General features: G+C 38.0%; 17 protein-coding genes, 1 other RNA gene and 2 pseudogenes. 16 read left to right on the forward strand and 4 right to left on the reverse strand.

Annotated elements, in window-relative coordinates:
• Positions 1–29: 29 nt before the first annotated feature.
• The gene (glpK, locus tag AC4MC0_RS03420; protein ID WP_491887282.1) at positions 30–1514 is read right to left on the reverse strand and encodes a glycerol kinase GlpK; all 1485 of its coding nucleotides are present in this window, start codon (positions 1512–1514) and stop codon (positions 30–32) included.
• Positions 1515–1644: 130 nt separating this feature from the next.
• Here glpK and ssrA point away from each other — a divergent pair.
• From ssrA to ssb, 13 genes and pseudogenes are all read left to right on the forward strand, one after another.
• Positions 1645–2003, forward strand: a transfer-messenger RNA (tmRNA) gene (ssrA, locus tag AC4MC0_RS03425).
• 180 nt (positions 2004–2183) lie between these two features.
• Complete coding sequence (locus AC4MC0_RS03430; protein WP_335999644.1) at positions 2184–3413, forward strand: tyrosine-type recombinase/integrase; 1230 nt, start codon at positions 2184–2186, stop codon at positions 3411–3413.
• 427 nt (positions 3414–3840) lie between these two features.
• On the forward strand, positions 3841–5439 hold the full coding sequence (locus tag AC4MC0_RS03435; RefSeq protein ID WP_491887283.1) for a hypothetical protein: 1599 nt from the start codon (positions 3841–3843) through the stop codon (positions 5437–5439).
• Between the two features lie 106 nt (positions 5440–5545).
• Positions 5546–5761: a transcriptional regulator gene (locus tag AC4MC0_RS03440; RefSeq protein ID WP_086178505.1), complete on the forward strand. Its 216-nt coding sequence runs from the start codon at positions 5546–5548 to the stop codon at positions 5759–5761.
• A 3-nt stretch (positions 5762–5764) separates the two neighbouring features.
• Positions 5765–6148 (forward strand): hypothetical protein, encoded by a 384-nt coding sequence (locus AC4MC0_RS03445; RefSeq protein ID WP_335999649.1) that lies wholly within the window; start codon positions 5765–5767, stop codon positions 6146–6148.
• Positions 6145–6360: a helix-turn-helix domain-containing protein gene (locus AC4MC0_RS03450; protein ID WP_335999651.1), complete on the forward strand. Its 216-nt coding sequence runs from the start codon at positions 6145–6147 to the stop codon at positions 6358–6360. Before AC4MC0_RS03445 ends, AC4MC0_RS03450 begins: the two co-directional genes overlap by 4 nt.
• Positions 6357–6905 (forward strand): BRO-N domain-containing protein, encoded by a 549-nt coding sequence (locus AC4MC0_RS03455; protein ID WP_335999653.1) that lies wholly within the window; start codon positions 6357–6359, stop codon positions 6903–6905. The genes AC4MC0_RS03450 and AC4MC0_RS03455 overlap by 4 nt, the downstream gene beginning before the upstream one ends.
• Before the next feature lie 50 nt (positions 6906–6955).
• Positions 6956–7270, forward strand: a complete 315-nt coding sequence (locus AC4MC0_RS03460) for a hypothetical protein (RefSeq protein WP_335999675.1) — start codon at positions 6956–6958, stop codon at positions 7268–7270.
• A 9-nt stretch (positions 7271–7279) separates the two neighbouring features.
• A complete protein-coding gene (locus tag AC4MC0_RS03465) occupies positions 7280–7522 on the forward strand; it encodes a hypothetical protein (protein WP_335999655.1) in 243 nt (80 codons plus the stop codon).
• Positions 7519–7818 (forward strand): annotated as a pseudogene (locus AC4MC0_RS03470) (hypothetical protein). Before AC4MC0_RS03465 ends, AC4MC0_RS03470 begins: the two are co-directional and overlap by 4 nt.
• Before the next feature lie 118 nt (positions 7819–7936).
• Positions 7937–8209: a hypothetical protein gene (locus AC4MC0_RS03475; RefSeq protein WP_335999657.1), complete on the forward strand. Its 273-nt coding sequence runs from the start codon at positions 7937–7939 to the stop codon at positions 8207–8209.
• The gene (locus tag AC4MC0_RS03480; RefSeq protein ID WP_335999659.1) at positions 8206–10335 is read left to right on the forward strand and encodes a DUF3987 domain-containing protein; all 2130 of its coding nucleotides are present in this window, start codon (positions 8206–8208) and stop codon (positions 10333–10335) included. The genes AC4MC0_RS03475 and AC4MC0_RS03480 overlap by 4 nt, the downstream gene beginning before the upstream one ends.
• A gap of 233 nt (positions 10336–10568) precedes the next feature.
• Positions 10569–10892, forward strand: a pseudogene (gene ssb, locus AC4MC0_RS03485) (single-stranded DNA-binding protein); the annotation flags it as partial.
• Positions 10893–10896: 4 nt separating this feature from the next.
• Here the strand turns inward: ssb and AC4MC0_RS03490 are convergent.
• The 3 genes from AC4MC0_RS03490 to AC4MC0_RS03500 are packed head-to-tail and all read right to left on the reverse strand — an operon-like array spanning position 10897 to position 13157.
• A complete protein-coding gene (locus tag AC4MC0_RS03490; RefSeq protein ID WP_335999661.1) occupies positions 10897–11604 on the reverse strand; it encodes a hypothetical protein in 708 nt (235 codons plus the stop codon).
• Positions 11594–12043 carry a hypothetical protein gene (locus tag AC4MC0_RS03495; protein ID WP_335999663.1) on the reverse strand — a complete coding sequence of 150 codons (450 nt, stop codon included), beginning with the start codon at positions 12041–12043 and terminating at the stop codon, positions 11594–11596. The genes AC4MC0_RS03490 and AC4MC0_RS03495 overlap by 11 nt, the downstream gene beginning before the upstream one ends.
• 7 nt (positions 12044–12050) lie before the next feature.
• A complete protein-coding gene (locus AC4MC0_RS03500; protein ID WP_335999665.1) occupies positions 12051–13157 on the reverse strand; it encodes a hypothetical protein in 1107 nt (368 codons plus the stop codon).
• Positions 13158–15071: 1914 nt separating this feature from the next.
• Here AC4MC0_RS03500 and AC4MC0_RS03505 point away from each other — a divergent pair.
• The 3 genes from AC4MC0_RS03505 to AC4MC0_RS03515 all read left to right on the forward strand — a co-directional run bounded on the left by AC4MC0_RS03505 (position 15072) and on the right by AC4MC0_RS03515 (position 19549).
• Positions 15072–15674 (forward strand): hypothetical protein, encoded by a 603-nt coding sequence (locus AC4MC0_RS03505; RefSeq protein WP_335999667.1) that lies wholly within the window; start codon positions 15072–15074, stop codon positions 15672–15674.
• 579 nt (positions 15675–16253) lie between these two features.
• The gene (locus tag AC4MC0_RS03510; RefSeq protein WP_234965373.1) at positions 16254–17354 is read left to right on the forward strand and encodes an AAA family ATPase; all 1101 of its coding nucleotides are present in this window, start codon (positions 16254–16256) and stop codon (positions 17352–17354) included.
• Between the two features lie 2 nt (positions 17355–17356).
• The gene (locus tag AC4MC0_RS03515) at positions 17357–19549 is read left to right on the forward strand and encodes a S8 family peptidase (RefSeq protein WP_234965374.1); all 2193 of its coding nucleotides are present in this window, start codon (positions 17357–17359) and stop codon (positions 19547–19549) included.
• Positions 19550–19564: the final 15 nt, after the last annotated feature.

Below are 19564 nucleotides of genomic sequence, written 5' to 3' on the forward strand. Positions count from 1 at the left end.
ATTTCAAAATAATAGAGATATTTAAATAATCAAAGTTCTGACTTTGCGCGCTTTAAGGCAGATTGCCATTGTTGCAAATGAAACTCACGTTGATCTGGACTCATTTTGGGTTCAAAAGCACGTTCAAGCTGCCAAGACTGTGCAATTTCATCCAAACTTGAAAATACGCCACACCTTAAGCCTGCCATGGCCGCCGCGCCCCATGCGGTCGACTCCTGCATCTTAGGGCGTAGTACAGGCACATTCAAAATATCGGCTTGAAACTGCATGAGCATGTCATTTTGACTGGCGCCACCATCGACGCGGAGCTCTTTCAGCGGCTGCTGAATATCGGCTTGCATGGCAGTCAGTACATCCGAGACTTGAAAGGCAATGGATTCTAAGGCTGCACGGGCGATATGAGCCTTATTGGTGCCGCGTGACATTCCACATAATAGGGCACGCGCTTCACTGTCCCAGTGTGGCGCACCGAGTCCAGTAAAGGCAGGAACCAGCATGACGCCATCGGTATCTTTAACTGTACAAGCTAATTTTTCAACATCGCTACTTTTTTGAATAATGCCTAAATTATCCCGTAGCCACTGAACAATTGCACCTGCCATAAATACACTGCCTTCTAGGGCATAAGTGGTTTGATGTTGCGTTTTCCAACCCAGTGTCGAAAGCAGTTTGTTTTTACTGTATTGAACGGTCTCGCCTGTATTGAACAGCATAAAACAACCTGTGCCATAGGTGTTTTTAGCAGTCCCAATCTCAAAACAGGACTGTCCAAACAGTGCAGACTGCTGGTCGCCTAATATGCCTGTGATCGGAATATTGGCACCGAGTAAGCCTGCCGCGGTATCGGCGACGTAGGTATCTGAGTTGATGATTTTCGGCAGTAATGCAGACGGAATATTAAATAAATCTAATAGCTCTTCATCCCACTGCTGGGTACTTAAGTTCATGAGCATGGTGCGAGAAGCATTGCTGACTTCGATGACATGTTGAGCGCCTTGGGTGAGATTCCAAATCAGCCAACTATCAATCGTGCCAAAGGCCACATGCCCCTGTTCAGCCAGTGTGCGTAGACCATTGACATGCTCAAGTAACCAGACCAATTTTCCTGTACTAAAGTAAGGGTCAATTCGGAGTCCGGTTTTGGATTGAATCTTATCTTTTAAGTTTTGCTGTAGGAGCTGATTGCACCATTCAAATGCGCGACGGTCTTGCCAGATAATGGCTGGTGCAAGCGGCTGTCCTGTACGTTTATCCCATACGACAGTCGTTTCTCTTTGGTTAGTAAGACCAATTGCTTTGATGTCTTTGGCTAAAATACGAGCAGAAGCCAGAGCCTGCTGTACAACAGCAATTTGTGAGCTCCAAATCTCTTGGGCATCTTGTTCTACCCAGCCTGATTGGGGGGTATGTATACGTGTTTCGCGTTGCGCCGTTGCCTGAACTTGACCTTGTTCATTGAAAATAATGGCACGACTCGAAGTGGTTCCTTGGTCGAGTGCAAGTAAGTAGCTCATAAATTATTTTATTGTTGGACTTGAAAACCAAAATATTAGCGCAATTATGTAATTAAGCGCATCAATATGTGTGTTTGTTTAGAAAATAGATCGTATTTTCTAGCAACTATGCTATGATTGCCGCTACTTTGGGGGTGTTTCTGGCTTCGACGCTGGTGATGAAACTCATAGATGCATGTCGAGAGCGCATTTTCTCTCGTAAATCAAATTTGCATTTTTTAGTCGCAAACGACGAATCATACGCTCTAGCTGCCTAAGGGCAGCTTGTCCGCCTCTCCGAATACTTGTGGTTAGAGAGTCCGACTGAAGCGCACGCACACAAGTCCGTATAAAACCAAGCCTCGGGGTTTTGTACTAAATTAAGAGGATCGCGATTTGTACCCTGTTCGTCGGGTCACAAAGAGTTAAAACAGTAGACGATATCTAAGCATGTAGTATTCTCGAGCGTAGTGCTGGCGGACGCGGGTTCAACTCCCGCCACCTCCACCATATTCCTAACAAAACATACCCAAATATGTTTTAAATAGTAGATGAAAGGCTTGATTCTAAAGGGATCAAGCCTTTTTTCTTGCCTGAACATACCCAAACATAACTAGCTATAGTGTACATACGCCGTGTACACTGTCATGTACATTGCAATATTTATTGAACTCGCTGGTGTACAAGCTCATGAAAAGAACAGATATTAAACGCCGTCCTTTGTCAGATACAGTACTCGCTAACCTTGAGCCTGAATTAAAAGAATATCGGGAGTTAGACGGCGATGGCTTATATTTCCGTGTAAAGCCTGATGGTAAGAAAGCATGGCTATTCAGGTATAAAAAGGCGGATGGTAAGTGGTCATGGCTTGGTATCGGTACTTACCCTGAATTGTCGGGTAAAGGCGCTAGAAAGAAAGCATCTGAGATTATTTTAGATATATCCCACGGCGATAATCCAATCATTACAAAGCAGGAACGCAAACGCCAAGAGCTGGACCACAATAATGCAACCTTTGAAGTACTGGCACGTGAGTGGTTAGAAACCAAAGTAAATACATGGGTTCCTGACACCATGACCCGAAATAAAGGTGCATTGGAAAAGCATATATTCCCTATTTTTGGCAAACGCTTGTACACCAGCATAAAACCTATTGAGTGGATGAATCATTTAAAAGGTATTCAGCAAAAGCAGGGTATCTATGAACAGGTAAGCCGGGTTCGGGCAATGTGCCGTGATATTTATGATTATGCAAAGGTAACAGGGCGAATTGATTACAACCCATTAGAGGGCATTCAGAAGTATCTACAGCAGGGCAAAAAAGAGAATATGGCTCATGTGAGTGAGACTGAGCTACCAACCTTAATCAGAGCTATTAATAATTACCCGACTATGGATGTACGTATGGGGTTACAGCTTTTAGCTATGCTGTTCTGCCGTCCTACTGAGCTAAGAGGGGCTAAATGGGATGAGTTCGATCTAGAACAAGGCTTATGGAATATTCCTGAAGAACGCATGAAGAAACGCCGTGAGCATGTTGTGCCTTTACCTAAGCAAGCCATTGCCATACTTAATGAATTAAAAACCTACGAAACCAATTCTGAGTATTTATTTCCAAGCCGATCCGACAAGAGCAAACCAAAGTCAGATACAGTTTTTATAATGGCTTTGCGCCGTATGGGATATGAGGGCAGACAGACACCACACGGTTTTAGGCATATAGCCAGTACGTTACTAAATAACCGTGGCTTTGATGAGCGTCATATTGAATCTGCTTTGGCCCATGTCAAGGACGGCGTAGCAGGGGTATATAACAAGGCCCAATATTTAGATGACAGGGCAAATATGATGCAGTGGTACGCCAATTATTTAGAAGAAATAGCAGATCAGAGCATTATCCAATTTAAAAAGGTTAAGTAGCATTACTGGTCATTCAATCTGCATTTTATATATTTCTTATAGAAGTACGGCTTAATGGCTTAATCACCTTGAAAGCCTTGCTATAAAAGGGATTTTATTAAGCACTACTGTATTTTATACACTGGCATAGTGGCTTAATGGATATATTTTATATTTCCCTAGAAACCCTGAGATTTTGCGAATTGCGTTTGTATGCCTTGCTGTATAAGGCTTTATGCTTCGCAAATGGTTTGCGATTCACTTGCGACAGGTTGCGATTCGTATATTTTTATTGCGACATAGGTTGTCTTACTACTTACCCAAACATACACAAATATAATTAAATATCGTTTATATTCAGTTTGCTAAGTCTAGGTTTGCTCCCGAAAGTCGAATACCCAATTTGATTGGCTTAGCTATTTCTTTGGGGCCGTGGGAGGCATAGAAATTGAAATTAATAGAATTAGCGAAAAAAAATCTACAAGAATATATTTCGGTTAAAGAAACCTTAGAGTTAATTTCTACTACACAACAAACACCTTTAAGTTATGTTGCAACTTTCTTGATCAGTCAAAGTGTTGAAACCAACATTCCAACCTATGATGCTGATAAATACTATTCTATCCATTCTAATGATGATTGGAATTGGGGGGTATTTCAATACACCAATTCTATACTTTCTAATTTAGCTGATAATGAAGTATATAAAGATGCTTTTACTTTTAGTGGTAATGATTTACCAGAAAATTTAGAGAATACATACTGGAAAAGAAAAGAACTTTATAATTTGGAGTTAATAAAAAACTTGTCTCTTGATTTCTATTTTCGTGTCCAAGATATCAAAATTATTGCTCAACACACCTCTTTTGATTCAAAAGAATTTGAATCAAAAGAGCTTTTTTCTGATATTGATGTAAAAAAACTACTAAAAAATGGTATCTCTTCATATATGCCTGGTAGTGCTAAAAAATACAATCTTATAGATGATTTTGTCTTATCAAGTCTTGGCTTTTTTGAGTGTAATTTTGATAAGGGCTTTGAAATAAAAAGAGATGATTTGAAGAAACTTTTTTTTGAGAATCAAATTATTATCAAGGGTTTTAATGATTTCTCACCTAAAAGCAGTCAATCAAATAGCAATATTTGGGATGCTCAATATTTAAATATATTGAAAGATGATGTGCCTGATTTAAAGATAGATGATTATGAACTATTTGAAGATAGCATTACGAACTACTTAAATGAATCTGGGCTAATCAAAGATCCAAAAGAAAATACTTTAAAGCAAATAGAAAATCAGATACCACTTCATATCAAAATTTTGGCTATGAATGATTATTTTACAGTTATCGAGTCAGCTTGTTTTATTTCTTTTGATGAGCCCGAGAAAATACAGGCTTATGTAGATAGCGGTGATTTCACTTATGATGCATGGAGATATGGTGAGCATATTCAAGCTGTAAAGGTTATCGAAAATGGTATCAGAGCAAATAATCTAGATATTGAAGATGATGGCATGATACCAAGAGTATCATTGCAGCGATTTCTATATGAGCGTAATCATGTAATTAGTGGTTTTAACGACAATCAATCATTATTAATTCTGCCAAGATATGGAGACCCATCAATTGGATATGCCTCACCAGAAAGTTATCAAAAAGAACGCGCTCAACTGTTAAAAGAACTCAAGCAGCTCGAAAGTGAGTTAGAGCAAGAGAAACTTCAGTCATCATTACTCATTTTAGATAATCAATCCTCGCTATCTGAAACCAACCAGCTAAAAGCTAGAATTACAGAACTTGAAGCTGCTCAACCCAAGCCAATAGATTCTGATGTTCAATTAAGTCCAGAACAGGAAATCCCTAATTCAAGACAAAGAAATAATATTCTAAGAATTATTTCGATCTTATCCCAAATGGCTGACTTGCCCCCTGAGCCATTCTCAGCATTCAATGTATTGGAAGCATATGCAGATCAAAATAATAAAGAGATTCCAAGTAAGCACACGGTCGCAGATTGGCTAAAAAAGGCTAGAGATTCTAACTAGAATGAAAGTCATTCTAACTAGAATTGGAATGATTCTAACTAGAACAAAGTAATTAAAATCAAAAACATACTAAGCCCACTATATTTTTGTATATGTGGGTTTAATTATGACTATCAAACCAATTCGTGTTCAATTTAAAACAGCTTGTGAACTATTAGACGTAAGCCGTGAATCATTACGCCATATCGTGCGCACTGATGCCTCATTTCCCCGACCAATTAAGACAGGGGAGAGCAAACAGGCCTCAGTCTATTTCGACTATGCTGAGCTTGTAGCGTGGCATAACGGTCAAAAGCAAAGCCTTGCAGTATTGGAGGCTTAATCCATGACTAAAACTCAAATCAAAGCCATTGCGCTAAATGCTAGTCGGCAACTAAACGCCGTGGCAAAGGATGTCTATAACCGTGATTTAGTGACTACGACTAATCATGACCAGTTAAAAGAAACCTCAGCCACTTTAAATGACCTATACGGCGTATTGGATACCAATTATCAGCGCAGTATGAAAGCTGGCATTGATGAATCAATGGAGTATGCAGAGCTTGTTAAAAAGCGCATTGATGCCCTTGCCGAGTACATCCGCCCTACACGCCTCAAAGCAGTCCACATTTCACCTAAGCAAATTGTGCAGATGCTGGATACAGAACAACAGGCAATGCATCACCTCTCAACCCTACTCGATGACATCACTCTAGGGGGCAAGGCATGAGTACAAATCATCAAACCCAAGTTTTAAACCATCTCAAACAAGGTAAGACCCTTTCACAGGCAGAGGCGATTCACCATTTTGATTGTTTCCGCCTCAGTGCCGTTGTAGAGCGCCTACGTAAGCAAGGTTACGACATCGTGACCCATCAAGAGCCAAACCTGAATAACAAAGGCACACATGCACGTTATGAGCTTAGAGAGGTGCAAGCATGAACCCATCTATTTTTAATTTTAATGAACACGGCGTTCGAGTGGTCCTAGATGATAATCAAGAACCGTGGTTTTGTTTAACTGATGTATGTAAGGTTTTAGACATTTCAAGATCATCGGATTTATTACAGATTCAAAGGGGGGACGTTAAAAACGAAACCCCTAAGCGAAATGGCGCATTAGATCCAAAGGGTGTGTCGGATTACCACACCCCTACAAATGGCGGTATTCAAAAACTCAAATTTATTAATGAGCCGAATTTATATCGAGTTATCTTCCGATCTAATAAAAAGGAAGCTCTCAACTTCCAAAACTGGGTATTTGCAGAGGTACTGCCGACTATTCGCAAGACAGGCTCATATTCAGCAAGACAAACTGCTTTTGATGAATTAAACCGACTTTGTATGCAAGAAAAAGTATCCAAGGAAAAAGGCACATTTCACAGTCTTGGTATGCACCGCCGTAAACATGAAAAGCATTTAAACGCCGTGCGTATCGACACATGCAAAGCCAATTTACAACTTACTTTTGAGGGGGTAGTACAGTGAAAACTCATACACCCCCTGAATTTTTCCAAGCCTTTGACCACTATAAAAATATGGTTAAACAGTACGGCGATGACCACCCCATCACTGAGCAAGCACTCATGCTCACACTGCATTACACGCCTGAACATATCAAAGCGGAAATGCACCAAAAGGCTAAGGAATTAAGCCTATTGCCACCAGTAAGCGGATACACCGATGAGGGTGAACCCATGTACAGCCTTGAGGATATTGCCAAGCATTTCGGCATGAGTGTTGAAGATGCAGAGCAACAGTTATTGCAGATGATGGATAACCGCCAGCAAGTCGGATTATCAAATGATGGCGTTTTGATTAATTCAGATATTCATATCAACCGTGTGCAATGAGGGGGAAGCATGAAAGACATTGTACTGGCTTCATATCGCACTAACACCGAGGCAGATATTGAGGCAGATTTAATCTTAAACAATGAGGCTTATAGTTTTATCGAACTAATCACCGTAGGCGGTGGAGTTCAGGCCATTGATGACGGTATGAAGCAACTTATGCAAAACCCTCAAGCTACTGGCGTTGTGGTGCTGCATGGGGAGAGCTTACAGCAGCTTATTGATGCTTACTTGAGAGGGGCAGAAGCATGAAAAACAATTTATTCGATATTGCTAACATGCCCAAGTATGGTTATATTAATCGGGCTTTGGGCAAAATCTCAAAGTTAGCCTTGGTCGGCTACAACTCGTTAGCGCATATAGTCCGCTCAGGGCTTTTTTTATGCGTAATATCTCTATGCGTTCGCATCTTTATGGTGAAGCTGGAGAGGGACATCCTCGGATGTGCAGGTTTTCTAACGAGCCTGTCGACCAACCCTTTTCAGCTTTGCCACCCTCACTTGGTCGTGAATGGCAAGGCTTCTAAACCATCGTTAGGAGCGCATTAATCATGCCTAATATCCATCAAATTACACGCCAACGCATTCAATCTGCCGACTTTGCACATAAGCCAAGCCTAGGCAAACGCATATCTTCAATGCTTAAACAAGTATGGGGAGTGTGATTATGTCTACTCAAAATAAACCTCAAAACACGCCTAAGAACTATGATGCTGGCGATATGGCAGACGTGCATTTACTTGCTAAACAGCATTTATCATGGGTAAGTGCCTTAGTAAGTACAGTCATTAGAAACAATAAAACAGATAAAACTTTTCACAATAAAGAGCTTTTAGAAGTTGCTCAATATCTTTCTGAATCGTTTGCCAATGACCATGATTTACAGTGTGAAGGCTATCAAGCTGAATGGGATGCAAATAAAAAGGCGGTGATACTATGAATATCACCACCTCCATCAAACCCGATTCAATTTTAGCAAATTGCACGGTATTTAATCCATCGGATGATGCATATATCAATCATCCCATCATTGAACGTTTTGGCCATCCATCACAGCCGATCTATGTTGACCAATGCAATGTAGATATAAACGGCGTGAGCTATGAGAATCCTTTAATTCTACCTATCTATGATGGGCAATTAAATCTTGTGCAATGTGCTGTGCTACAGGACAAACAACAGGTTCAAATCATTCCCGATGGATTGGCCAAAGGTTTTGCAAGGTATGGTGATTTCGACCATGCCCAACCTGTCATCATCACCTATAACCTAGAGGCATTCTTTAAGATTGCCCAAACAGGCTACGCCGTGGCATTGGTCATCTTGCCGAGCCTATGTGATGCTCAACATATTGAGTTTAAGCCCTTTGATTTTGAACAAATGCAGTTTGTTATTAATCAGCTTTCAAAGGCAGGCCATACCAAGCTCTATATGCCAGTACGCCCCGAGCATATCCAGCTCGAGGGATTTCAAAAGCTGGAGCATGACACGGCGCTTCGCTTGCTGAATCAGCATATCGTGATTGATGAGCAAGGCATTAAAAATGATTACCTGGTCGAACTGTACAAGGATGATGATATAGAGGATGTGGCCATCTTCATTGATGAATCTATCAAGCTTTTATCGCCCCCTAATCAATGGGGTGAACTCTTACCATTGGTACAGGCTGAAACGTCCGTAAATAGCGCTTATCCAATCCATGCATTACCACCACTGGCAAGGGATGCCGTTATTGCGATTGCCGAGCATGTACAAGCGCCAATTGGAATGACAGCTCAATGCGTCATAGGGGCTATGTCACATATCGCTCAAGCCCACGTAAATGCACCTCATCCATTCAACCCTCAAGGTGAGCCATGTAGTTTATATCTACTCACTGAGGGGCAAAGCGGAAGCCGTAAAAGTACCAGTCGTAATATGGCAGACAAGGCCATTATTCAGCATGAGCGTAAACAGTATGAGCTATACCGCCGTGACCTTGAACAATGGAAAAGCGGACAAGCCTCTTTGAATAAAAAGGATAAAGAAGCCTATAGCGCAGAGAATCCCCCACCACATGACCCTAGCACCCTATACAGTGACATCACTTTAGAATCTATTGCAGGGCTATATGTGGATGGCATATTAAATAATGCATCCATTGCCAGTGATGAGGCGGGTCAATTCTTTGGTGGCTATACCATGAAAGGAGATACACGTACCCAAGCCATAGGAGGCTATGCCAAGCTATTTGATGATGGTTTTGTGGAACGTACTCGCTCCAAATCCAATTTAAACGGTAGTGGTCGTGCTTATGACGTTCGATTGACCTTTAACCTACAGGGACAACATGAGGTTTTATCGGATGCCTTGAAAGACCCAGTGTTAAGGGGACAAGGCTTTTTACCACGATTCATTTTAACCATCCCTGAGAACTTGGCAGGGACACGCCTCCAAGATGCCATCTACCGATCTAAGAATGCCAATCATGACCATAGGCTTATCGCTTACTGGACACGGTGCGAATACTTGCTTGATGACTGCCCTAGACCACAAGGCGGGCAAGAACTTCATAATGGACGCTATGTCATTCCCATGAATGATGAAGCAAGGGATATAGATGCATCGTTCTACAACATGTTTGAGGAACTACAGGGCAAAGGTAAGCGCTACGAATACCTACAAGCATTTGCCAGTCGTGCCAGTCAATTAGCACGGCGCTTAGCTACCGTATTTGCTTATTTTGAGGGATTACAATGGATTGATGCCAAGACCTTAACAGGGGCTTGTGAGGTCGTTAAGCACTCACTGAATGAATGGGCGATGTATGCAGATATTGAAGTCAAAACGGAAAGTGATGCTGAGCGGTTGATTAAGTGGTTCGCTAAGTACTGTACTAACAAGAAAATAGACAAACTTGCCTATTCTTCTTTTATGAATAGTTGCCCTCGTCCAATGCGTGGCAGTAAGCAGAAATTAGAGCCAGTTTTAGAGGAACTGATAGACAGCCACTATTTAAAGATAGAGGAAATATCAAAGGTTCGACACATCTTAATTAACCCTATTTTACTAGAAATGGTGGCTTAATGGCTTAATCACCTTGAAAGCCTTGCTATAAAAGGCTTTCCATTAAGCAAGATAGTGTTTTGTGTAGTGGCATAGTGGCTTAATGAGTGAATAAATTACCCTGATTAAGCCATTATGCCAATGGCTTTTTAGGGGGGTGGCTAAGTGAAAATCCTTGCTAGAAAAGCATTACAGACCAATTAAGCCATTAAGCCAAGCTCTCTAAGAAAATATATAAATTTAATAGGTAAAAGATGCCAAACGTAAATAAAGTTACTGTCATGGGTGTATTAGGTCGTAACCCTGAAACTAAACAATTTCCCAATGGTGGAAGCGTTACCACATTCAGCGTAGCAACTTCTGAGTTTTGGAAAGACAAGACTACTGGTGAGCGTAAAGAGGCTACAGAGTGGCACAGAATCACCACCAACGGACGTTTAGCGGATGTTGCCAGTAAGTACCTCAAGAAAGGCAGTAAGGCATATATTGAGGGTTCATTGCGTACACGGAAATGGAAAGACCAAAACGGCGTAGATCGAGAGGTAACAGAGATTAGGGCGGATGTGTTGCAGTTACTTTAGGTTATTTTTTTGGCTTCTTAACTATCTTAAGCTTATCTTTAGGAGTACGAACAGACTTAAGGTTTAAAACACAATGTCTAACCTTGTAGTCTTTTAAACCCGAGTGAGGATGTATTTGGGTGCTATAAAAAAGATTAATATCATCATCTGGCCAAGTTAATTTTAGCCCTTCTAAATTTGTATTACGAGCTGGATCATTCCCAGTGGCTTCTAATTCGGTATACCAAGTTTTTAAAATTTTATTTGTCGAATGAGTAGTATTAACTGCATAAATTAGTACACCACCACATTTTTCATTTTTCTCCCCAGTCGAATAATCTTCTAAAAGCTGTTTGAATCCTCCATCAATTTTTGTGACACCACTCCATATCTTTGATTCACCAAACCACTTATAGGGATGACCAGATAGCTCTACATGAATATCAACATGTCCATTGGCAAATTTATCATGAGCAGCATCATAGCTTAAGATTTTTAAGTCTCTAACTATTTGTGTGTTGATGTCATCCTCAAATACTTTTAGTGCTTCTTTATTCGAATCATTTTCAGGATACTTTTGAACTATAATTTTTCGACTAGCTTGGATTTCACGCAAAATTTCATCCAAATCAGAATAAAGAAAGTCTACGAATTCTTCATATGACTTTGGATTTAATCGAGTTATATATTTAATAACACGTGGATCTGTTAAATTTGGATTAGTGAGCATTTAAATTACTCACAAAAAACTGCGATGGGGAGAAATACGTTAATACTTGTTGATTAAACTCTTCTGCAGTCAACACATTACCATTTAAAGGATGAATATACTCACCGCTAGCAATTGAATCTAAAATTTCCCTGACATCTTCAACATCTGAAACAGTCTCAAACCTATTAATTAAAGAGTTATAAGCTTCATATTTTTGGGTTAAAACATTAACATTATTTTTTGTTAGAAAAAAAACAGCACTATAGAAAATATCTTCTGGGATCGATGGATCCACATGCTTATAAAGGTCAACAAACGTTAGATGGCCTTTTCTAGAGGGCGCAATTGAGACATAGTCAATCATTTTAAGACACGCACTCAACATTTCAGTTGAAACATCTCTCAACTGAAAGTCTAAATTTTGCTCTAGCTCTAACAAATATTGAGAGCGTGTCATTGTCAAATTACCTTAACGTTAAAAACTTATTGAGAACAAACTCAATATCTTCATAAGATCGACTACCTATTACAAATGCATTGTAAAGATGGCTACCATTAATATTACTTAAAGCGTTATAGCTACTATTTAATGAAATTTCTATATCTCGATCATAGTATTTTTTACTTATCCGATACGGTGTAATTGTTTCATCAAGTTTCACGCCGTCAACTACTGTATTTTTTAAACCGTCAACACCAGATTCATGGTATGTAACTTGTCTAATATCAACACTATCACCACGTAATTTCTCATGATGAGCCGTGCCTTCAGTTGTTGTAAAGTAGATTTCAGTTACACCACTAATCTTATCAACAGCCTCGTCATAAAATTTTTGAATACATGGAAATAAATCTAATGGAGCAGTTAAGAAATCATATTTTTGTATGATTTCTAAACCCAACTCTCTTTTTATGAAATGAGAAAAATTGCTATGAATGACATTAAGTTCATTCCTAGGCATAACTCTAGCTAAGTCTACTAAAAGAATTAATACTTTTCGTTCCTCATCAAGAATAACTGAATCAAAACATCTCAATTCGGTAGTTTTGAAACCAAAAACTAAGTTATATAAATCGCTAATACTATCTTTTAAATCATCAGTATCAATTTCTTGTCTAACAGTTAACTCTCGTACTTGGGAAAATTGATATGAAATAATCAGATCTTCACGAATGTCATGTCTTTGAAATGGATAAAAAGTTCTTTTGTTAACTTGTGATTCAAGTTCAGGATTAGGCTGATAATCTTCAAAAATAGAGTCTAGTTTTTCTTTAATCTCATTAATATTTTCTACATCTTGATAAACAGTAAGAAATTTATCATCAAATAAGATATGCCTATTAACTGTATCCGAAATTTTTTCTTGTAACTTTTCTAATTTATCTAAATCATAGATTGCTGCTAATTTTTGTTGTAAGTCCGAAAACTTACGGCCACTTAAGTTTCTACCAAAAGTTTTAAAAATACGTTGAAACTCTTTTAATGACATAGCTCGTTCTTCTGCTATATCCAAAGAAGATGCTATTATTTCGCGTACATCATCAGTGTTGTGCTCTTGATTATCTGTCATTTTTAGCTCTATATTGTAAATTAATTTACCAATTAAATCATACATTTAAAAAATATTGTTTATATAAAATTACGCTAAGTTTTAGCACCCAATAGCATGGAAAGTGCTCTAAATTTTGATTCTTTTTAAGCTTAATTTAATTGATATATCAACATTCAAGCCACTCTTATATTAATTTCAATAGGGATAGACTTGATATTAAAAATATATAAGTGAAACATATCAAGCTATACCATAATTTAACTATACATTGGAATCTTGGTTAACTCTAGTTCGTTTTCCATAAGTACGCCTACCGATACCTGAACATATTGGACACCAAGAATTATTATGGTATAGATTTTGAAAGGTTGGATTCCAAACATGACCTTTGTCGCATTGGACCTCTAATTTTTGTCTTACATTCTTATATTCCGTAGAAAATAAAGCTCCACCTTTTGATTCGATATACTCTTTCACAAAATCTAAAGTATGGGCAGTATCTCGGTTGCTGCATTCATTGCACCATGACTTTTTGTGTATATGTGCAAATGGTGTCGCATAAAACTCATGGCCACTCTCACATCTATACAAATGCTTAGTAGTTCTACCCAAGTATTGAGGTGATAAACACTCACCATTATGTTGTTTTGCGTAGTTCTTACACCAATTTAGGTCATACTTAGGTAATGTCATTTTAAAGCCCTACAGAAGTAGCTGTATCTAAAAATAAATTTAGTTCTGTGTTGTGCATAAAGCAAGTTAATCGCACCCGGTAAAAAATATCTTCTGTCTAACTACGTCTAAAAAAATTCTGGATTTCAAATCTGAAAGGCTCGTATTTCAAATGTGGCACTTTATAGATATAGCGAAAATAGTTGCCCTAATTCGTCAAAAAAGACGTGTGAAAAGAGAGAAATTTAGCTATACAACACACCCTGAATTTACCTTGACAATACCCCACCATAAAAACCTATACAATACACTAAAAGTCTTATCAGATAAGCATTACAGCCATTTTATTGAAACTGCATTTCGTCAAGGTACGTCAAGGTAAAAAGTGATTTCGTATAGCAAAAATTTGGTCACATTCTAAATGGCATCAAGCCATGGTCATTTTGATCATTCCATCAACATAGAACGTCAAAAACTTAAAGTAAAAAGGCCGTGTATTTTGTTGTACAACACTGGTGTAATTTACTTGGACGGTTCTATATTTAAAAACACATTGAAATCCCACTTAGAGCCTTATATATCAAGCATCACAGCACTTTTATGATGATTACTGGAAGTAGCGTTTTGTCCAAGTACGTCCAAGTAAATCCGTACAGCTAGGTACAACAAAAGAAGTAAAAAAGAGCTTAAATCTTGTTATACAAGACACAGGCAATTTACTTTGACAGACCTATATTTAAAACAGCTTGTCCATTCAACCAAAAGCCTTACCCATAATGCATTACAGCCAATTATCGTAAGGTTTTAAAAGTGGCATTTCGTCAAGATAAATAATCAAATGGTTCTTGCTAGTATTCAAATGTGACCAAGTTTTCACGATAGCTGGATGGTCATTATCACTGCACAGGGACAACAAGAATCACTCCCCATCAAGTAATGAATGTCAGGCCCATATACTCATCTATAGTTATGTTTTATGTATTTTCTTTGCTCAGCTACCTTTTTTTTATTCAATTCTGACCTAAATCATTAGTAAAATAATGCAACGTGTTTCGCAGGTTTTTAACCTAATGTATTGATTAATATTAATTAAATTGATTTTTAATCACCTTGACATACACCCCTTAAAATATGCTGTCTTATGCATAAATAAGGGCTATTGATGTGGTTTTTATGCTGTTTTACGCTAAAAATGGCCTTAAAAATGCAATTGAGGGGTGTCTGCTGTGAATTTTTTGGCAATTATTGCGGATTTTATGCATGAAAAGAGAAAGTAAGGGTACGGTTGAAGATTGTTTGAATATAGATAGCCGAACTATGGCCAGATCCAACACATTTGTAGATGGTACTTCTGGTACTTGGGGGTGGAAACGAGATAACGAAATTAGCTCATCTATGGGCTATGAGTATCGTCACGGCGCTTTAATTCTCTCCTTTATACAGAATGGTTCCAGTCATCGTTTGCATATTGGAGTAACTACTACACCATGCAATTACGGCAATCACCGGTACTGGTTTATATGTCCTGGTAATGATTGTGGTAACAGAGCAGCAAAACTATATTTAGTTGATGGCCAGTTCAAATGTAGAAAATGCCAAAAACTTAACTACCTTATTCAGCAGTGCAATAAAGAACATGTGGCTAGAATTAATATGCAGCGAATGCGAATAAAGCTTGGATGGCCACTGGATCGTGAAGCGGTACCATTCTTTAAAAAGATCTATAAGCCACTTAATAAAAACAAAAAGACATTCCAGACCATGGTTGATAAGCATGATATGTACGAACGCAAAGCAAATGCCACAGCTATAGCCTTACATAATGCATTTATGGATAAACTAGAAAGGTTTGCGGAAAAGTGAGTGCTTCAAACGAATGATTCATAAACGTCCGCTGAAATCCTGTTTAAGTCTCGCTAAGCGTAAACTCAACAAGCTAATATATTCCCTAATTTAAGAACCTTTCATCGGCATACAATTACTAATATGCAATAGTTTTTACAGATAACTTTACGCAACAGAGTAACATAGGCTTTGTCCGCACTTTTGATTGTTTTATATACATGGACTATGTTACTACATCAAAATTTTGCTGTTACCACATCGAAACCTATATACACTTTTTCCTGTTACCACATCAAATGTTGAACGCTTTTTTGTCTAAGTAGTGGGTATCCAATCTTCATTAGGGATATCCTTATATTCAAATGTAAGTAATACCGCCCCCTCCTAGTTCTATAGGCTAGCTCACCTTCAGCAACCAAATAAAGAAAGTAAAGTTTAGTAGATCATAAAATTACAGAAATTAAGGCCAATCTAGCTTTTTCCTTTAAGCTAAAACAAAAAAAATGGTAAAATAAAACCCAATAACGGTAAATAAAATTTCAAAATTGGTAAGCTTTAAGTTAAAATCCAATTGTTATTTTAAAAAAGTTTACCAAAATGGAACTTAAACTTAGCCAACTCCTTATCGACTCAGCTCTAACAGGAAATGTAAGATCCGTCGAAATGGCATTGAAAAAAATTGCTCCTAAAATTAAGGGGGATAATCCAGAACTTTATCAATTTATTACTGATAGATTGCAATCAAACCTTTTACGCTCAAGAGACAATTCAAAGATACTTCCAGTTGATACTGATTCACGATTACAGCTAGTACGTGTTGAAAATCCAGTAATACTTTCCTCAGCACCAATTCTCTCAGAAAGCATTGAAAGTAAATTGTTTCAAGTAATTAAAGAGCGCTCTCTAATTGAAAAACTATTGGAACTTGGGCTAGCACCAACTAAAACTATTCTATTTGAAGGTCCACCTGGTGTCGGCAAAACAATGTCGGCTAGATGGCTCGCAAATAAATTAGAACTACCGTTAATTGTTTTAGATTTAGCAACCGTTATAAGTAGTTATCTAGGTAAAACAGGAAGCAATATCCGTTCAGTCCTTGATTATGCATCCTCGTTCCCTTGCGTAATGCTTTTAGATGAATTTGATGCTATTGCAAAACGTCGAGATGACGAGCGAGAACTCGGAGAGTTGAAACGTCTAGTAACTGTGCTTTTACAAACATTAGACGATTGGCCTGAATCATCTATATTAATAGCAGCCACAAATCATAGTGAATTACTCGATCCAGCAATTTGGCGTAGATTCGACTTACAGCTTAAGTTTAGCAATCCGACTCCGCAAATGATCGAATCATATATTGAGCAACAACATCCAGATCTGATACTTCATAAAAAACTTCTATGTGAATTATTTGCTGAAAAATCTTTCAGCGATATAGAGAGAACTTTTAACTTATCCAGAAAAGAAGCCTTTATTAAAGATCAGCCACTCGTCAATATTCTATTAGGAAAAAATCAACCTTTAGAAAACATGTCTAACGTATCAGAAAACCGTATTTCTAAAACAGACAGAAATGAATTGGTGCATGAGTTATTTAAAAAAGGTCTCTCACAAAGAAAAATCGCTGAAGAAACTGGCTTAAGCAGACCAACAGTTAAAAAAATTATTACCACTTTACAAACAATTGAGAGTACTTAATTATGAAAAATTTCTTGATAGGTTATGGTGAAACTATCACAGATCCAGTGTATATAAAAACAGGCGGTGGGGATAAAAAACACCCATATTCAGTAGAAGAAGGCCGACTAAGATTTCAGCATAATTTAGAAGAAATTATGTGGGAAATCGAGAATAAGCCTTCAGTGGCATGTGCTAATGATGAAGTGGTAATCAAGTTTATTCAACACCCTTCATATTTAGCTAAATCTTATTATCCACGTAAGCTTTTTAAAAAATTTGGAATGAAAGATGTAGGATCAAAATCTGTAAAAATTTCACCTGATAATTGGGCTACCCGAAAGCACCCTGATATTGCTGTAACATCATGTATTTATGTATCTGGTAAAAAAACTGACTATCAAAAAATGCTGCAAGATGTTGAAGCAAATCATTTAGATCAGACCGCTCTAGAATTTATTCGGACTATTGAAAGAGTAGAAACTTTTAAATCAGAAGAAAAGATTAAAAGTTTAGATCCAACTAGAGAAATAAATAAACTTGAAGTAGTTATTCATGCTTCTCTAGACGAGAATAGTATTGTGGAAGCCTTCTTAAAATACGTTAATACGCTAGGAGGTAATGCAGAAAAAAATAAGTCTAAAATTGTTGGCGGTCTAACTTTCTTACCTGTAACTATTGAACATGGTCTTGAAGAAAAGCTTGCTGAGTTTTCCCATTTACGTGCTTTAAGAAGTATTCCTAAGTTACGTTTCAATAAGCCTAATCTAACGAGAACACAACTAACAGAGTCATTTGCCTTTCCTCAAAATTATCAACTTTCAGAAAAGTTTAAAGTATGTATATTCGATGGAGGTCTAGGGAATACTCATCTTCTAGGAAATTTAGCAAACGAAATTATTCCGAATGATATTTCTATCTCCCATCCTCATTTTCTAGCTCATGGCAGTGAAGTATGTTCAACCTATCTATTCGGGCCATACGAACCAGGTTCTGCATTACTAGGTACTCCTTATACATGTGTTGATGTAGTAAGAGTTCTGTCTCCAGAAGATGAACATGATCCAGACTTGTTTAATGTACTATCAAGAATTGAAACTGTACTTAAAGAAAAAAAATATAAGTACATTAATTTGAGTTTAGGACCTCAAATAGCAGTTGATGATGATGATGTGCATGTATGGACCTCAGTACTAGATCAATACCTTCAAGATGGGCATTGCTTAGCGACAATTGCTATTGGAAATGATGGAGATCTACCAGGTGAATTAGGTCGTATCCAGCCCCCAAGTGACATGGTGAATAGTCTTGCTATTGGTGCAATCAACAGTCAAAGTACAAACTGGGAACGTGCACCATATAGTTGTACTGGGCCTGGAAGAAGTCCTGGTCTAATTAAACCTGATGGTGTGTTATTTGGTGGAAGTGAAGAAGAAATGTTTCATCTTTATTCACCACTAACCCATTCAATTGTCTCAACAATGGGGACTAGTTTTGCTTCTCCCCTTGCGATGCGCGTAGCAGCTGGTATTGATGCTTTAACAGATTTTGAATTAACAACTAATTCTATTAAGGCCTTAATGATTCATAAAGCGCAGCCAGAACAGCACTCACAGAATGATGTCGGCTGGGGAAAACTGCCTCATAAACCAGAAGAGGTATTAGAGTGCTTAGATGATGAAGCGACCATTCTGTTCCAAGGAGAGCTTCAACCGGATCAACACTTACGTATTCCTATTCCCGTTCCCAAAGACGCAGATTGCACATGGGTTATTCTGAAAGCTACTTTTAGCATCAATGCAATTACTGATCCTGAGCATCCATTACACTACACACGATCAGGGTTAGATATTACTTTTAGAGCTAATCAAAATAAGAAAAGTAATGAACAACAACATCCGGATGCAAAAACATTTTTTTCAAGTAAAAGCTTATATCTGACTGAAGATGAATTACGAGAAGATGCCCATAAATGGGAAACAACAATATCCAGAACTCAACGTTTCAAATTATCAACTCTTGAGGATCCAGTATTTGATGTTAAATATCATGCTAGAGAGCAAGGAGCATCTACTGAAATTTCAGAGTTATCACCTATTAAATATTCTTTAGTTTTATCGATTCAAACTGTAGGCGATGTGAATATTTACAATAGTATTCTTCAGAAAAATCAAACACTCCTACCAGTCAAAGTAACGAATCGTATTCAGATTTAGGCAACTAACAAGTTC

It is taken from the genome of Acinetobacter sp. CAU_H_S139_7 (assembly GCF_058599305.1).

Bases quoted from the DNA above. Each gene is read 5' to 3' on its own strand.
- glpK (WP_491887282.1), bottom strand. From the start codon at position 1,514: ATGAGCTACTTACTTGCACTCGACCAAGGAACCACTTCGAGTCGTGCC.
- AC4MC0_RS03430 (WP_335999644.1), top strand. From the start codon at position 2,184: ATGAAAAGAACAGATATTAAACGCCGTCCTTTGTCAGATACAGTACTC.
- AC4MC0_RS03440 (WP_086178505.1), top strand. From the start codon at position 5,546: ATGACTATCAAACCAATTCGTGTTCAATTTAAAACAGCTTGTGAACTA.
- AC4MC0_RS03445 (WP_335999649.1), top strand. From the start codon at position 5,765: ATGACTAAAACTCAAATCAAAGCCATTGCGCTAAATGCTAGTCGGCAA.
- AC4MC0_RS03450 (WP_335999651.1), top strand. From the start codon at position 6,145: ATGAGTACAAATCATCAAACCCAAGTTTTAAACCATCTCAAACAAGGT.
- AC4MC0_RS03455 (WP_335999653.1), top strand. From the start codon at position 6,357: ATGAACCCATCTATTTTTAATTTTAATGAACACGGCGTTCGAGTGGTC.
- AC4MC0_RS03460 (WP_335999675.1), top strand. From the start codon at position 6,956: ATGGTTAAACAGTACGGCGATGACCACCCCATCACTGAGCAAGCACTC.
- AC4MC0_RS03465 (WP_335999655.1), top strand. From the start codon at position 7,280: ATGAAAGACATTGTACTGGCTTCATATCGCACTAACACCGAGGCAGAT.
- AC4MC0_RS03475 (WP_335999657.1), top strand. From the start codon at position 7,937: ATGTCTACTCAAAATAAACCTCAAAACACGCCTAAGAACTATGATGCT.
- AC4MC0_RS03480 (WP_335999659.1), top strand. From the start codon at position 8,206: ATGAATATCACCACCTCCATCAAACCCGATTCAATTTTAGCAAATTGC.
- AC4MC0_RS03490 (WP_335999661.1), bottom strand. From the start codon at position 11,604: ATGCTCACTAATCCAAATTTAACAGATCCACGTGTTATTAAATATATA.
- AC4MC0_RS03495 (WP_335999663.1), bottom strand. From the start codon at position 12,043: ATGACACGCTCTCAATATTTGTTAGAGCTAGAGCAAAATTTAGACTTT.
- AC4MC0_RS03500 (WP_335999665.1), bottom strand. From the start codon at position 13,157: ATGACAGATAATCAAGAGCACAACACTGATGATGTACGCGAAATAATA.
- AC4MC0_RS03505 (WP_335999667.1), top strand. From the start codon at position 15,072: ATGAAAAGAGAAAGTAAGGGTACGGTTGAAGATTGTTTGAATATAGAT.
- AC4MC0_RS03510 (WP_234965373.1), top strand. From the start codon at position 16,254: ATGGAACTTAAACTTAGCCAACTCCTTATCGACTCAGCTCTAACAGGA.
- AC4MC0_RS03515 (WP_234965374.1), top strand. From the start codon at position 17,357: ATGAAAAATTTCTTGATAGGTTATGGTGAAACTATCACAGATCCAGTG.